The sequence below is a fragment of the Arthrobacter sp. zg.Y820 genome (assembly GCF_030125555.1).
Classification (GTDB): Bacteria; Actinomycetota; Actinomycetes; order Actinomycetales; family Micrococcaceae; genus Arthrobacter_B.
The window spans coordinates 646,466-661,657 of the sequence record NZ_JASKLX010000001.1 but is presented as its reverse complement, the minus strand read 5'-3'; the positions used below and the strand labels follow the sequence as shown (position 1 = coordinate 661,657).

General features: G+C 65.4%; 14 protein-coding genes. 4 read left to right on the top strand and 10 right to left on the bottom strand.

The window, feature by feature from the left end:
* Positions 1-43: 43 nt before the first annotated feature.
* The 9 genes from guaA to groES form a co-directional block, all read right to left on the bottom strand.
* Positions 44-1,633, bottom strand: coding sequence for a glutamine-hydrolyzing GMP synthase (gene guaA, locus QNN99_RS03135; RefSeq protein WP_229964928.1), 1,590 nt, complete (start codon positions 1,631-1,633; stop codon positions 44-46).
* A 105-nt stretch (positions 1,634-1,738) separates the two neighbouring features.
* The gene (locus QNN99_RS03130; protein WP_229964927.1) at positions 1,739-2,161 is read right to left on the bottom strand and encodes a DUF3817 domain-containing protein; all 423 of its coding nucleotides are present in this window, start codon (positions 2,159-2,161) and stop codon (positions 1,739-1,741) included.
* Entirely contained in the window at positions 2,158-3,006 is an 849-nt protein-coding gene (locus QNN99_RS03125; RefSeq protein ID WP_229964926.1) for an SURF1 family protein, read from the bottom strand. The genes QNN99_RS03130 and QNN99_RS03125 overlap by 4 nt, the downstream gene beginning before the upstream one ends.
* Before the next feature lie 87 nt (positions 3,007-3,093).
* Entirely contained in the window at positions 3,094-3,534 is a 441-nt protein-coding gene (locus QNN99_RS03120; RefSeq protein ID WP_229965062.1) for a PTS sugar transporter subunit IIA, read from the bottom strand.
* 55 nt (positions 3,535-3,589) lie between these two features.
* The gene (locus tag QNN99_RS03115) at positions 3,590-5,314 is read right to left on the bottom strand and encodes a glycerol-3-phosphate dehydrogenase/oxidase (protein WP_229964925.1); all 1,725 of its coding nucleotides are present in this window, start codon (positions 5,312-5,314) and stop codon (positions 3,590-3,592) included.
* A 71-nt stretch (positions 5,315-5,385) separates the two neighbouring features.
* Positions 5,386-6,525 carry a GuaB3 family IMP dehydrogenase-related protein gene (locus QNN99_RS03110; protein ID WP_229964924.1) on the bottom strand — a complete coding sequence of 380 codons (1,140 nt, stop codon included), beginning with the start codon at positions 6,523-6,525 and terminating at the stop codon, positions 5,386-5,388.
* A gap of 213 nt (positions 6,526-6,738) precedes the next feature.
* On the bottom strand, positions 6,739-8,259 hold the full coding sequence (gene guaB / locus QNN99_RS03105) for an IMP dehydrogenase (protein ID WP_229964923.1): 1,521 nt from the start codon (positions 8,257-8,259) through the stop codon (positions 6,739-6,741).
* A 307-nt stretch (positions 8,260-8,566) separates the two neighbouring features.
* Entirely contained in the window at positions 8,567-10,177 is a 1,611-nt protein-coding gene (groL, locus tag QNN99_RS03100) for a chaperonin GroEL (RefSeq protein WP_229964922.1), read from the bottom strand.
* A gap of 80 nt (positions 10,178-10,257) precedes the next feature.
* Positions 10,258-10,554, bottom strand: a complete 297-nt coding sequence (groES, locus tag QNN99_RS03095; RefSeq protein ID WP_152219702.1) for a co-chaperone GroES — start codon at positions 10,552-10,554, stop codon at positions 10,258-10,260.
* 370 nt (positions 10,555-10,924) lie between these two features.
* Between groES and QNN99_RS03090 the strand changes: the two genes are divergently transcribed.
* From QNN99_RS03090 to QNN99_RS03075, 4 genes are all read left to right on the top strand, one after another.
* On the top strand, positions 10,925-11,875 hold the full coding sequence (locus tag QNN99_RS03090) for a siderophore ABC transporter substrate-binding protein (RefSeq protein ID WP_229964921.1): 951 nt from the start codon (positions 10,925-10,927) through the stop codon (positions 11,873-11,875).
* A 66-nt stretch (positions 11,876-11,941) separates the two neighbouring features.
* Complete coding sequence (locus tag QNN99_RS03085; RefSeq protein WP_269439122.1) at positions 11,942-13,003, top strand: ABC transporter permease; 1,062 nt, start codon at positions 11,942-11,944, stop codon at positions 13,001-13,003.
* Entirely contained in the window at positions 12,996-14,006 is a 1,011-nt protein-coding gene (locus tag QNN99_RS03080) for an iron chelate uptake ABC transporter family permease subunit (protein ID WP_229964920.1), read from the top strand. The genes QNN99_RS03085 and QNN99_RS03080 overlap by 8 nt, the downstream gene beginning before the upstream one ends.
* Positions 14,003-14,761: an iron ABC transporter ATP-binding protein gene (locus QNN99_RS03075; RefSeq protein ID WP_229964919.1), complete on the top strand. Its 759-nt coding sequence runs from the start codon at positions 14,003-14,005 to the stop codon at positions 14,759-14,761. Before QNN99_RS03080 ends, QNN99_RS03075 begins: the two co-directional genes overlap by 4 nt.
* Here the strand turns inward: QNN99_RS03075 and QNN99_RS03070 are convergent.
* Positions 14,758-15,147, bottom strand: coding sequence for a hypothetical protein (locus tag QNN99_RS03070; protein ID WP_229964918.1), 390 nt, complete (start codon positions 15,145-15,147; stop codon positions 14,758-14,760). The two genes, QNN99_RS03075 and QNN99_RS03070, sit on opposite strands and share 4 nt — an antisense overlap.
* Between the last annotated feature and the right edge of the window lie 45 nt (positions 15,148-15,192).

Below are 15,192 nucleotides of genomic sequence, written 5' to 3'. Positions count from 1 at the left end.
AGCAACGCGGGGGACAGCCGGTCGGCTGTCCCCCGTGATCAATCTATTCCCACTCGATGGTTCCCGGCGGCTTGGACGTGACGTCCAGAACGACTCGGTTGATGCCGTCGACTTCGTTGGTGATGCGGTTGGAGATGCGTGCCAGCAGGTCGTAGGGCAGGCGTGACCAGTCAGCGGTCATGGCGTCCTCGCTGGAGACCGGGCGCAGGACGATCGGATGGCCGTAGGTGCGGCCGTCCCCCTGCACGCCGACGCTGCGGACATCAGCCAGCAGCACGACCGGCATCTGCCAGACCTCGTTGTCCAGGCCGGCTGCCGTGAGCTCGGCGCGGGCGATGGCGTCGGCACGGCGCAGCAGGTCCAGGCGTTCCTGGTTGACTTCACCGATGATGCGGATGCCCAGGCCGGGGCCGGGGAAGGGCTGGCGGCCGACGATCTCCGCCGGCAGGCCCAGCTGGGCGCCCACGGCGCGGACTTCGTCCTTGAACAGGGCACGCAGCGGCTCGACGAGCTCGAACTTCAGGTCTTCGGGCAGGCCGCCGACGTTGTGGTGGCTCTTGATGTTGGCTGCACCTTCACCGCCGCCGGATTCGACGACGTCCGGGTACAGGGTGCCCTGGACCAGGAAGCGGATGGGTTCGCCCGCGGCCGCGGCTTCCGCCATGATGGCGCGTTCGGCCTCCTCGAAGGCGCGGATGAACTCGCGGCCGATGATTTTGCGCTTGGTCTCCGGGTCGGTGACGCCGGCGAGGGCTTCGAGGAAGCGCTTCTGCTCGTTGGCGACGTAGAGGTTGACGCCGGTGGACGCCACGAAGTCGCGTTCCACCTGCTCTGCTTCACCCTCGCGCAGCAGGCCGTGGTCCACGAAGACGCAGGTCAACTGGTCGCCGACGGCGCGCTGCACCAGGGCAGCCGCGACGGCGGAGTCGACGCCGCCGGAAAGGCCGCAGATGACGCGGGAGTTGCCCACCTGGGCACGGATGCGCTCGACCTGCTCCTCAACGATGTTGCGGGTGGTCCAGCTCGGTTCCAGGCCGGCGCCCTTGAACAGGAAGTTTTCCAGCACTGACTGGCCGTGTGCGGAGTGCTTGACCTCGGGGTGCCACTGGACACCGTAGAGGCGCTTTTCCTCGTTGGCGAAGGCTGCAACCGGGGCGCCGGCCGTGGTGGCCAGGACATCGAATCCTGGGGGTGCTTCCTGGACGCTGTCACCGTGGCTCATCCAGGTGTTCTGGTGGTCCGGGGTGCCCTCCAGGATGGAACGCGAGCCGTTCACTGCGGTGGCGTCGGTGGAGCCGTACTCACGCAGGCCGGTCTTCGCGACCGTGCCGCCGAGGGCATTCGCCATGGCCTGGAACCCGTAGCAGATGCCCAGGACGGGAACGCCTGCTTCAAACAGGCCTTCGCTGACGGCGGGAGCGCCTTCCGCGTAAACACTGGAGGGGCCGCCGGAAAGAATAATGGCTGCCGGGTTTTTCGCCAGGATCTGTTCCGTGGTGTAGGTGTGGGGAACCACCTCGGAATAGACATCTGCATCGCGTACCCGGCGGGCAATGAGCTGGGCGTATTGGGCGCCGAAGTCCACAACGAGGACAGGGCGCTCTTCAATGGGAGGGGTCGCGGAATTAGTCACGGTTCAAGGATAGTCGCCGGAGCATCGGTGCCGCACATCGGCCGCATCGGCGACTGCGGCGCGATGCGGCCCCGATGCCGCCGGATTCAGCAGCCCGAAGGCGCGTCAGTAGCGCTTGGCCGCTTCCGGATGGGCCGCCAGCTCCGCCAGGACCTGCTTGTGCGTCCGGCTCTCCACGATGAAGGAGAGGAAGGGAACAACACCGCCCAGGGCGATCAGGACGAACTTGGAGAAGGGCCAGCGCATGAGCTGCCACAGCCGGAAATCGGCCAGCAGGTAGACCACGTACAGCCAGCCGTGGGCGATGAGGACGCCGGTGAAGAGGTTCAGCGGTCCCACTGAAATCTCTTCGATTTTCATGCCGTACTTGAGGATCATTTCGATGCACAGCAGCAGCAGGAATACGCCGGTGACGTACGAGGACACCTTGTAAAACGTCAGGGCCGACCGTATCTGGGCGTGGGTGCCGCCGAACCGGCGCTTCTTCCGGCGTGGCCTCTTGGTTGCTGCGGGGGCTGGATCGCTCACTTTTGTACCTCACTGCTTGGGGCCGGACGGCCGGCAGGCTGGCCGCCGCCATCGCCGTCGTTGTCGTCGTCGTCGTCGTCGTCGTCGTATTCATCGTCGTCGTAGTATTCGTCGTCCTCGAGGGAACGGCGGTGGGCATCGGCAACCAGGCGCCACCACAGGAACACGGAGAACCCGGCGAACACCACCCATTCCAGGGCGTAGAAAATGTTCATCCAGTTCACCGTTGTTTCCTGCGGCTGGGCATCCACGTCCACGACGCGCATGTCCCCGGCCTCCGCGGCTTCCCCGTTCACGGTGACCGAGTCTGCGGTCACGAACGCCGAATATCCCGGGGTGTCCCAGACATTGATCAGCTCGGCACTGGCCAGGCTGGGCAGGATCCCGTCCTCTGCCGGCTGCGCCACGGGCGCTTCCGGAGGCAGCAGGCGGCCGACGACGGCGGCCTCGCCGGAGGGCGCCGGAACAGCGTCGTCGGGGTCGGCAATCCAACCGCGGACCACCGGCATGACGGCCTCTCCGGGTGCTCCGTCGACGGCGAAGGCGGTGACCACCCAGTAGCCTTCCTCCCCGTCGTAGAGCCGGTTGTCGATCAGCACCGTGTCGTCGGTGCGGAAGGACCCGGTCATCGAGACCATCTGGTCGGCGGTGGTTCCGAACAGTTCCACGCCCGGAGTGAAGACTTCGGTCAGCGGCCGTACCGCTTCGGTGCGGTCGGTCGAGGCCGGGAGGTCACTCTCCGCCGTCGAAAACTGCCACTGGCTTAGGAGGACGAAGACCGTGGAGATCGCAAGGGCAAAGAGCAGCGCGGCGATCCAGCGGAGTTGCAGGGCAGTTTTCAGCACGCCTTAACCGTACTTCGTCAGCGTGTAGAAAACCCAATGCCTTCCGGCCCGCGCAGGCCGCCGCCTCGTTCGGAGCCCGGGCGGCCGTCAGTGGTCAAAAAACACCAGCGAGGAATTGATCAGTTCCGAAATGACTTCGGCATCGTGGGCCCGCCGCAGCGACTCCCGGAAGGCCGGGCGGAACAACGACCGGGCCAGGGTGGCCAGGACTTCCAGGTGTTCCGAGAAGGCGCCGGCGGGCGTGGCTATGAGCAGTATCACCGTGGCCGGACCGTCCGAGGCGCCGAAATCAATGCTGTGGCCGTACCGCGTGATGCCCACGGCGATCGAGGTTTCCACCACGTGTTCGCTGCGCGCATGCGGCATGCCAATGCCGCCGGGCAGTCCGGTGGCCATCTGGTGCTCCCTGGCATTCACCTGTTCCAGGAACGCCTCCAGATTGCGAATGCGTCCCTGCCGGTACATCCGCTCGGCGAGCTGCGCTGCCGCATCGGTGCGGTCGGCGGCTTCCAGTTCGAGGATGACCATGTCGGGCACGGTCAGGACCGCGCCCTTGGCGGTCAGGGAGAGCTCCGAGTCCACCTCAGGCCAGCGGCGTTATGTCGTGGGCCCTGAGGCGGGCGGCGTCGGCCGACACGTCGTCGGGCTGTTCCTGGCTGAGCCGTTCCGCTTCCACCCGAGCCTGGTAGTGGGCCACTTCCTGCATCACCCGTTCCTCGTCCCAGTTCAGGATGGGGGCCATCAGCTCGGCCACGACGGGCGCGGCGGACACCCCCCGGTCCCAGGACTCGATGGAAATGCGGGTCCGGCGGGCCAGGACATCCTCCACATGGCGGGCGCCTTCGGCGGTGGTTGCATAGACTGCTTCCGCCCGCAGGTAGTCATCAGCTCCGGGCAGTGCTTCCCCCAGCTCACGGTTTTCACGGATGAGCTCCAGCACCTCGGTCGCCAGGGATCCGTAGCGGTTCAGCAGGTGCTCCACCCGGGCCACATGCACGCCGTAGTGCTCGGCTGTGCGGTGCCTGAGGTTCCAGGCCGCTTTGTAGCCCACGGCGCCCAGCAGCGGGATGGTGGAGGTGCAGCTTTCAGGTACCTTTTCGTCCAGGGCGCGTGCCGCCTCGTCCACCGCGTCCTTGGCCATCACCCGGTACGTGGTCCATTTCCCGCCGGCAACGACCACAAGACCCGGGACCGGATGGGCGACAACGTGTTCGCGGGAAAGCTTGGCCGTGGAGTCGTTTTCCCCCGCGAGCAGCGGACGCAGCCCGGCGTACACGCCTTCAACGTCTTCCCGCGTCAAGGGCGTCTTGAGCACCTTGTTCACATGGTCCAGGAGGTAGTCGATGTCGGCCGATGTCGCGGCAGGATGGGCCTTGTCCAGGTGCCAGTCCGTGTCGGTGGTGCCGACGATCCAGTGCCGGCCCCACGGAATCACGAACAGGACCGACTTCTCGGTGCGCAGGATCATGCCGACCGTGGACTGGATCCGGTCCCGGGGCACCACCAGGTGCACGCCCTTGGATGCCCGAACCTTCAGCTGGCCGCGGTCAGTCACCATGGCCTGGGTCTCATCGGTCCAGACGCCGGTGGCGTTCACCACTTGGCGGGCGAAGACGTCGAATTCCCGCCCCGATTCGGTGTCCTTGACCCGGGCGCCAACCACACGCTCGCCTTCGCGCAGGAAGTCCACCACGGAGACCCGGTTGGCCACCACGGCGCCGTAGTGCGACGCGGTGCGGGCCATGTTGGCGACGTACCGGGCGTCGTCGACCTGGGCGTCGTAGTAGCGGATGGAGCCGATCATGGCGTCATCCTTGAGGCTGGGCGCGGCCCGCAGCGTTGCCTTTTTGGTGAGGTGCTTGTGCCTGGGCACGCCGCGGGAGTTACCCGAGGTCAGGCCCATGGTGTCGTAGAGCATGATGCCGGCGCCCACGTAGGGGCGCTCGTAGAAGCGGTGGGTCAGCGGGTACAGGAACGGCACCGGCCGCACCAGGTGCGGGGCGATCCGCTGGATGAGCAGGCCGCGTTCCTTCAGGGCTTCGGAGACCAGCGCGAAGTCCAGCATCTCCAGGTAGCGCAGCCCGCCGTGGATGAGTTTGGAGGAGCGCGACGACGTGCCGGAGGCCCAGTCCCGGGCCTCCACCATGCCGACCTTCAGCCCTCGGGTCACTGCGTCCAGCGCGGCACCGGCGCCGACCACGCCGCCGCCGACGATCAGGATATCCAGTTCACCGCCGGGCTCCGCAGTGGAACGCAGTGCGGCCAGGGCGTCCTCCCGGTTGTCCGGGCTGAGTGCATCTTTGCTCATAGTCAAGATTTCCTCTCTGGATCCTGCCCCCGCTGCGCTCCCCTGCAGCTGCTCCCTGCAACTCTAGGCAACTACATGTTGGATAGGTAGGGAGAAACCAAGACCTCGATGCGCTGGAACGCTTTCACATCCGAATATCCGGTGGTGGCCATGGCGCGGCGGAGGGCACCCATCAGGTTGGACGTGCCGTTGGTGTGGTGCGAGGGTCCCCAGAGGACTTCCTGCAGCGGTCCCACGGTGTCCAGCCGGACCCGGTCGCCGCGCGGAAGCTCGCTGTGGTGGGCCTCCTGGCCCCAGTGCCATCCCTGGCCCGGTGCTTCCTCGGCGCGGGCCAGCGCGGAACCGAGCATCACGGCGTCGGCCCCCATGGCAATGGCCTTGACGATGTCGCCGCTGGTGCCCATGCCGCCGTCGGCGATCACGTGCACGTAGCGTCCGCCGGACTCGTCCATGTAGTCCCGGCGCGCTTCGGCAATGTCAGCAATGGCGGTCGCCATCGGAGCATGGATGCCCAGCGCGCGCCGGGTGGTGGTGGTCGCTCCCCCGCCGAAGCCCACCAGGACACCCGCGGCGCCGGTGCGCATCAGGTGCAGCGCCGGGGTGTAGCCGGCGGCGCCGCCCACAATGACCGGAACGTCCAGTTCGTAGATGAACTGCTTGAGGTTCAGCGGCTCGACCGTCTTGGAGACATGCTCTGCCGATACGGTGGTGCCGCGGATGACGAAGATGTCCACGCCGGCAGCCAGGACGGTCTTGTAGAACTCCTGGGTGCGCTGCGGCGTCAGCGATCCGGCGACGGTGACGCCGGCTTCCCGGACCTCGGCCAGGCGCGAAGTGATCAGTTCAGCCTGGATGGGCGCTTCGTAGATTTCCTGCAGCCGGCGGGTCGCTGCGGGGTTGAAGTTGTCTTCGCTCAGGACCGCGATCTCATCCAGCAGCGGCTGCGGATCCTCGTAGCGGGTCCACAGTCCCTCCAGGTTCAGCACGCCCAGTCCGCCCAACCGCCCCATGGCGATGGCGGTGGCCGGTGACATCACCGAATCCATCGGCGCGCCCATCACCGGCATGTCAAACTCATAGGCATCTATCTGCCAGCTGATTGAAACGTCCTGCGGGTCCCGGGTACGCCGGGACGGCACAATCGCCACATCATCGAGGGAGTAGGCTCGGCGCCCACGCTTGCCACGGCCAATTTCAATCTCGTTACTCACACCCCTAGGTTATCCCAGTGCGCGTCGTCGGCCCGAAAGCGCCCGGTATTGGTGCCGGCGGGGCGGGTTTCGGGCGGGGGTTCCGGCGGGTTTTGGGCGGTTCGGGCGGCACATGGGCGCGGTGCCCCGAACCCCGGCGGCCCAGGGCCCTAAACCCCGAAGGGCAGCCGCTGCGTGGTGCGCAGCGGCTGCCCTTCGACGAGAACCGGGTGTTTAGCGGCGGGTGCCGTAGTTCGGCGCCTCGGCGGTCATCATGATGTCGTGCGGATGGGATTCCTTCAGTCCGGCCGGAGTGATCCGGACAAACTTTCCCTTCTGCTTCAGTTCCGCGATGGTGCGTGCACCGGTGTAGAACATGGTCTGGCGCAGTCCGCCCACCAGCTGGTGGGCGACGGCGGACAGCGGGCCGCGGTACGGCACCTGGCCTTCGATGCCCTCCGGAATCAGCTTTTCGTCGGAGGGCACATCCGCCTGGAAGTAGCGGTCCTTGGAATAGGAGGTGTTCTTGCCCCGGCTCTGCATGGCCCCCAGGGAGCCCATGCCGCGGTAGGACTTGAACTGCTTGCCGTTGACGAACACCAGGTCGCCCGGGCTCTCCGCGGCACCGGCGAGCAGGCCGCCGAGCATCACGGTGTCGGCGCCGGCCACAATGGCCTTGCCGATGTCGCCGGAGTACTGCAGGCCGCCGTCGGCGATCAGCGGCACACCGGCCGGGATGGCGGCCTTGGAGGCCTCGTAGATGGCGGTGATCTGGGGGACGCCGACGCCGGCAACGACGCGGGTGGTGCAGATCGAGCCCGGACCGACGCCGACCTTGATCGCATCGGCACCGGCATCGATGAGGGCCTGCGCGCCTTCGCGGGTGGCGGCCTGGCCGCCGATGATGTCCACGTGCGCGACTGCCGGATCCTTCTTCAGGCGGGCGATCATTTCCAGCACGCCGGCACTGTGACCGTTGGCGGTGTCGACGACAAGGAGGTCGACGCCGGCCTCGACCAGGGTCATGGCGCGCTCGTAGCCGTCGCCGAAGAAACCGATGGCGGCTCCGACGCGCAGCCGGCCTTCCTCGTCCTTGGTGGCGAGCGGGTACTGCTCGGCCTTGTCGAAGTCCTTGACCGTGATCAGGCCCTGCAGGCGGCCGTCGTCGTCAACCAGGGGAAGCTTCTCGATGCGGTGCTTGCCCAGCAGTTCAACGGTTTCCTCGGCGCTGATCCCAACCCGGCCGGTGATCAGCGGCATCCGGGTCATGACCTCCTTGACCAGGCGGCGGGGGTAATCGGCGCGCGGGATGAAGCGGGTGTCGCGGTTGGTCACGATGCCGAGCAGCTTGTTGTCCTCGTCCACGACCGGCAGGCCGGAAACGCGGAAATGGGCGCACAGATCGTCCAGTTCCAGCAGGGTGGCGTCCGGGGCGATGGTGACCGGATTGGTGATCATGCCGGACTCGCTGCGCTTGACGCGGTCCACATGCTCGGCCTGGTCCGGGATCGAGAGGTTGCGGTGGATCACGCCGAGGCCGCCCTGGCGTGCCATGGCGATCGCCATGCGGGATTCCGTCACCGTGTCCATGGCCGCGGAGAGCAGCGGCGTGTGCACAGTGATCCGCTTGGACAGGCGCGAAGACGTGTCCGCCTCGGACGGGATGACGTCCGTGGGGCCGGGCAGCAGCAGGACGTCGTCGTACGTCAGGCCAATGAAGCCGAACGGGTCATGCTCTGGGGACTGCTGGCTCAAAACTACGCCTCTTTCGCGAAGGACCGGAGGGATGGAGGGAAAACCGGAAAGGGACCGGTTGGCTCACCTACATCCTAAAACGAAAGACCGCCCGTCCCTATTCCAAAACCTTACGGGTGGCATCGGTCACAGCCCTTCCTTCCCGGCCCGCCGAGAGCGGGATTCGACCGTGCCTTCCCCCGTGCCCTCCCCCGTGCCTTCCCCCGGGGCGGCACGTCCGCCGTCGTCCCCGGCGGCGGGGCCGAAACGAAAAAAGCCCCGGTGCCGCAGCGGAATTCCGCTGCGGCACCGGGGCTCCAACCGTTACTTAGTGCTGGTGTCCGTGATCTTCTTCGTCGTCGGCCGGCTTCTCCACCACGAGGGCTTCAGTGGTGAGAACCAGTGCCGCGATGGACGCGGCATTGCGCAGCGCCGAGCGCGTGACCTTGACCGGGTCAATGATGCCGGCCTCGATCAGGTTCTCGTACACGCCGGTTGCGGCGTTGAAGCCGTTGTTGACCTCCAGGTCGGTGACCTTGGCGACAACAACCATGCCTTCGGCGCCGGCGTTCTCGGCGATCCAGCGCAGCGGCTGCGCCAGGGCGCGGCGGACGAGGCCCACAGCGGTGGCGGCGTCGCCTTCGAGCTTAACAACCTCGGGATCGGTGTCCAGGGCCTTGGCTGCGTGGACCAGTGCGGAACCGCCGCCGGCCACGATGCCCTCTTCCAGGGCTGCACGCGTCGAGGACACTGCGTCTTCGATGCGGTGCTTCTTTTCCTTCAGCTCAACCTCGGTGGCTGCACCGACCTTGATGACGCCAATGCCGCCGGAGAGCTTGGCCAGGCGTTCCTGCAGCTTCTCGCGGTCCCAGTCGGAATCCGTGCGCTCAATTTCGGCGCGGATCTGGGCAACGCGGTCCGCCACGTCGGATTCCGAACCGGAACCGTCAACGATGGTGGTGTTGTCCTTGGTGACCGTGATGCGGCGGGCGGAGCCCAGCACCTCGAGGCCAACCTGGTCCAGCTTCAGGCCCAGGTCGGGCGAGACAACCTGCGCACCCGTAAGGGTGGCGATGTCCTGCATCATGGCCTTGCGGCGGTCGCCGAAGCCGGGAGCCTTGACGGCCACGACGTTCAGCGTTCCGCGGATCTTATTGACCACCAGGGTGGACAGGGCTTCGCCCTCAATGTCCTCGGCGATGATGAACAGCGGCTTGGAGGTTCCCAGCGCCTTTTCCAGCAGCGGCAGGAACTCGGCGACGGAGGAGATCTTGCCGGAGTTGATCAGGATCAGCGCGTCCTCGAGGACGGCTTCCTGGCGCTCGGCGTCGGTCACGAAGTACGGGGACAGGTAGCCCTTGTCGAACTGCATGCCTTCGGTGATGACCAGTTCGGTCTGCGTCGAGGACGATTCCTCGATGGTGATGACGCCGTCCTTGCCGACGGTGTCGAAAGCCTTGGCCAGCAGTTCGCCGATCTCCATGCTCTGCGCGGAGATGGCAGCGACGTGCGCAACCTGGTTGCCTTCAACTTCCTTGGCGTTTTCCAGCAGCCGTGCGGCAACTGCCTCCACGGCGATTTCCATGCCGCGCTTGAGCTGGCCCGGAGCTGCGCCGGCAGCAACGTTGCGCAGGCCTTCCTTGACCAGTGCCTGCGCCAGGACGGTTGCCGTGGTGGTGCCGTCGCCGGCAACATCGTTGGTCTTGGTGGCTACTTCCTTGGCCAGCTGGGCGCCGAGGTTTTCGTAGGGGTCATCCAGCTCCACCTCGCGGGCGATGGTCACGCCGTCGTTGGTGATGGTGGGAGCGCCCCAGGTCTTGGCGAGCACTACGTTGCGGCCGCGCGGGCCGAGGGTCACCTTGACGGTGTTGGCCAGCTTGTCGACGCCGGCCTCCAGCGAGCGGCGGGCGGAGTCGTTGAACTCCAATTGCTTTGCCATGTGTGTGTCCTTTCCGACAGCTACATCTGCACCTGCATCAGAAAACCCCGGCCAGATTGGCCGGGGTCTTCCTTTTTCAACTACTTAACGACGATGGCCAGTACGTCGCGGGCGGACAGCACCAGGTATTCCTGGCCGCCGTGCTTGACTTCAGTTCCGCCGTACTTGGAGTAGATGACGACGTCGCCTTCGGAAACATCCACGGGAACGCGGTTGCCGTTGTCGTCAACGCGGCCGGGGCCTACTGCGACAACTTCGCCCTCCTGGGGCTTTTCCTTGGCGGTGTCCGGGATGACGAGGCCGGAAGCAGTGGTCTGCTCGGCTTCGAGGGGGCGGACAACAATACGATCCTCAAGGGGCTTAATCGAGACCGACACTCGGGCTCTCCTTTGCGTAGTTACTAACGGATGTGGACCGTCGGTAGGCGCTGGCCGTCGTCGCGGTGCCGGATGGCGCTTCCCTCAGGAATTAGCACCCTCACTGGGAGAGTGCTGGTTCCTAACTTATGCAACGGTTAGCACTCGGTCAAGGCGAGTGCCAATATTGGCTCCGGCTACCCGGGTGCCGGGAGGCGATATAACGAAATGTGCTGCGCTTAACTTGCCTTAGCCTTACCTAACAGATAGTTTTCAGGGGCGCGCATTGATTAGCAAACACTTCTGTGTCCTATTGGCATTTTTTCCGTTTCCGGTTGCGGGGTTTTCTCCGCCGCGCGGACCCGGACCCAAGCAGCTGGAGCCCATTACTGTGAAAAACACCCTCAAGTCCCGCATCGTCGCGGGCACCGCGCTGGCCTCTCTCCTCGCGCTGAGCGCCTGCGGAGCCGAGACGGCCGCCACCGCCGAAGAAGCTCCCGAGCCGACCAACGTCACCGTTGAGCATGCCCAGGGAACCACTGAAGTTCCGGTGAACCCGGAAACCGTCTACACCTTCGACCTGGGTGCCCTCGACACGATGGATGCCCTCGACGTTGATGTCGACGGCGTTCCGGCAGCCAACTTCCCCGACAGCCTCTCCAAGTTCGCCGGTGATGATTACACGAAGATCGGCTCCATGAAGGAACCGGATTTCGAAGCCATCAGCGAAGGCGCACCGGACCTGATCATCATCTCGGGCCGTGTTGCTGCCTCCTATGAGGAACTGAGCAAGATTGCGCCCACCATCGACCTGAGCGTTGATGCGGCTGATCCGATGGCTTCCTTCAAGGAAGCAACGGGTACGCTGGGCCGGATCTTCGACAAGGAAGAAGCCGCTGACGAGAAGCTCGCCGCCATCGACAAGCGGATCGAAGAGACCAAAACCGCTGCAGCTGACGCAGGAACCGGCCTGGTCGTCATGACCAGCGGCGGCGAAATGACTGCTTACGGCGCCGGCTCCCGCTTCGGCATCATCCACGACGTCCTCGGCGTGACTCCGGTCGCGGAGATCAAGTCCGAAGGCAAGCACGGCGAGTCCGTCACCGCCGAATACATCGCCACCAAGAACCCCGACAACCTGTTCGTCATCGACCGCGACACTGCAGTCGGCGAAAGCGGCGAGGCAGCTGTTGCCGTGCTGGACAACGAACTGGTCAACGGCACCAACGCCGCCAAGAACGACCGCATCACCACGCTGGACGCCAACAGCTGGTACCTCGTGGGCTACGGCCTGACCAACGTGGACAGCATGGTCACCGAAGTCCAGAACGGTATTTCCTAACATCCCTTTCACCGCCTTAGGTTCCGGCACCGCTGCCGGAACCTAAGGCGAGACCGGACTTTTCTCATGAGCGCTCCCGCCGCGCCTGCCCCAGGCCCCGCTTCTCCCCCCGCATTGCCCCCGCCCTCCACTTCCGCCGCCGTCACCCGACGACGGCGGTTTCCGCGTACCGCGGCCAGCCTGGCGCTGGGGTCCGCAGCGGTCTTCGTGCTGGCTGTGGCGAGCATGTTCATCGGGGTCAGCGACGTTTCGCTGCCCTCGCTGCTGGCCGGGGATCCCGTGGCGTGGCAGGTCTTTTGGGTCAGCCGCGTTCCCCGCACCCTGAGCATCATCCTCGCCGGCATGGCCCTGAGCGTCGCCGGGCTCATCATGCAGCTGATGGCCCGCAACAAGTTCGTGGAACCGGGCACCGTCGGCACCGTGGAGTCCGCATCCCTGGGCATCCTGGTGGTCACCGTCCTGCTTCCCGGCGCCTCCATGATCATGAAGATGTCCACCGCCACCCTGTTCGCGGCAGCCGGAACCGCACTGTTCCTGCTCATCCTGCGCCGCCTGCCGATGCGCAACACGCTGATCGTTCCCCTGGTCGGCATCATGCTCGGCGGCGTCATCTCCGCCGTCACCACCTTTTTCGCTTACCGCACCGACCTGCTGCAAACCCTGAACAGCTGGATGGTCGGAGACTTCTCGGGCGTCCTGCGGGGCCGCTATGAGCTGCTCTGGATCGTCGGCATCCTGACGGTGATCGGCTACCTCGCCGCCGACCGCTTCACCGTCGCGGGCATGGGCGCCGATTTCACCACCAACCTCGGCCTGAACTACAACCGCGTGATGATGCTGGGCCTGGTCATCGTGTCCCTGATCAGCGCCGTCGTCGTCGTCAGCGTGGGTTCCATTCCGTTCCTGGGCCTGATCGTGCCGAACCTGGTCTCCCTGATGATCGGCGACAACGTCCGGCGGGCGGTGCCCTGGGTCGCCGTCTTCGGCGCCGGCTTTGTCCTGGCCTGCGACATCATCGGCCGCACCATCCGCTACCCATACGAAATTCCGGTGGGCGTGATCGTCTCTGCCATCGGCAGCGTCCTCTTCCTGTACCTGCTCCTGCGAAAGCGTGCCGCCCGTGGCTAATTCCAACCCGCTGCCGACGGCGATGGTCTCCTCCCGCCGGCACCCGGTGCGCTCTCTGCCGCCGAAGTTCTGGATCATCACCCTGGGAATTGCCGCGGCAGCCCTCGTCGCGGTGTTCATGACCATCGAGCTGCGGGGAAACCTCGGCTACATCCTGCCGCGCCGCGCCGTCAAGGTGGCGTCGATGATCCTGGTGGCTTACGCCGTCGGGGTCTCCACCGTGCTCTTCCAGACGGTGACCTGCAACCGCATCCTGACGCCGTCGATCATGGGCTTTGACGCCCTGTACGTGCTGCTGCAGACCGCCCTGGTGTTCGTGATCGGCGGCCAGGCCGTGCTCACGATGTCCGAGCCCGTGCTCTTCATCATCGAGCTCGTGCTCATGGTGGGCTTCTCCTTCCTGCTCTACCGCTGGCTGTTCACCGGCGGCGGCAAGTCCCTGCACCTGATGCTGCTGGTGGGAATCATCTTCGGCACCATGTTCCGGGGCTTCTCGTCCCTGCTCCAGCGGCTGATCGATCCCAGCGAGTTCATCATCCTGCAGGACCTGTTCTTCGCCTCCTTCAACAACGTGGACGGTGCCCTGCTGGGCTACTCAGCCATCGCCGTCGCGCTGGTCAGCATCATGGCCTGGCGGATGCGCAGCTCCTTCGACGTCCTCGCCCTGGGCCGGGACATGGCCGTCAACCTCGGCGTCGACCACAAGAAGGCAGTGACGTCAACGCTGATCATCTGCTCCGTCCTGGTCGCCGTCTCCACCGCCCTGGTGGGCCCGGTGACGTTCTTCGGCCTGCTGGTCGCTTCGCTGGCCTACCAGCTGTGCTCGCACTTCCGCCACGCCGCGGTGCTGCCCATCGCCGTGCTGCTCGGCATCATCGCCCTGGTCGGCGGGCAGCTGGTCCTGGAACGGATCTTCGCGTTCGACACGGCACTGAGCATAGTCATCGAATTCGTCGGCGGCATCGTCTTCCTTATCCTGCTGCTGAGAGGCAACGTCAAATGATCTCCATAACCGGCGTCTCCAAGTCCTATGCCAACCAACTGGTGGTCGACGGCGTCAGCGCCGACATCAAGGAAGGCGGCATCACCTCGATCATCGGGCCCAACGGTGCCGGCAAATCCACCCTGCTGTCGATGATTTCCCGGCTGCTGCGCATGGACAGCGGATCGGTGCTGGTGGACGGTCTGGATGTCAGCGCCACCGGCGGCAAGGAGCTGGCCCGGAAAATGGCCATCCTGCGCCAGGACAACCAGCTCACGGTCCGCCTTACCGTGCGTGATCTGGTGGGCTTCGGCCGCTACCCGCACAACGGCGGACGCCCGACCATCGCGGACAAGGCCTTCATCGACGAGGCCATGGCCTATCTGGACCTGACGGCCCTGGCCGACCGGTTTGTCGACGAGCTCTCCGGCGGACAGCGCCAGCGCGCGTTCATCGCCATGGTCCTGGCCCAGGGCACCGACTACCTGCTGCTGGACGAACCGCTGAACAACCTGGACATGAAGCACTCGGTGGAGATGATGCGCCTGCTGCGCCGGCTCACCGACGACTTCGGCAAAACCGTGGTGCTGGTCATCCACGACATCAACTTCGCCTCCTGCTACTCCGACGACATTATTGCCATGCGCGAGGGCCGGCTGATCCACCAGGGGCCGCCGGTGAAGATCATGCAGCCGGAGGTGCTGCGGGACATCTACGACATCGACATCCGCATCGAGGAGATCGACGGCAACCGGATCGGCGTCTACTTCGCCTAGCTTCCTCCCTGCAGGAACCTCTTGGCGAACAGATCTTCGCCCCGCGCCATCAACCGATCGGCTTCCTTCATCCATGCCGGCTGGAGGAATTTCGGCATCCAAAATATTCCGCCAACGCCGAGCAGCCAACTGGTAAACAGTGCCAGGCCAAAAGGCACCGTCAGGGCCTCGAGGTCGGCAACCAAGACAAAATGGGCAGAGGCTATCAGCATGATGAAGGTACCCAGATAGGTGGTGGCCAGCGAAGGCTTACCGGGGAAAAAGTCGTCTACCGCCAGAAACCGAAGGAACTTTTTCCGGTAGGTGAGGATCCCCACGAGGCAAAGGAAAAGGCCCCACGGGAAAAGGATGGCAAACAGCGCCCAGTAGTTGGTGGTCGGGTCCATTCCGTTTGCCTGCCTTCTTACGGTATTTCCCGCCGTTCACGGTGA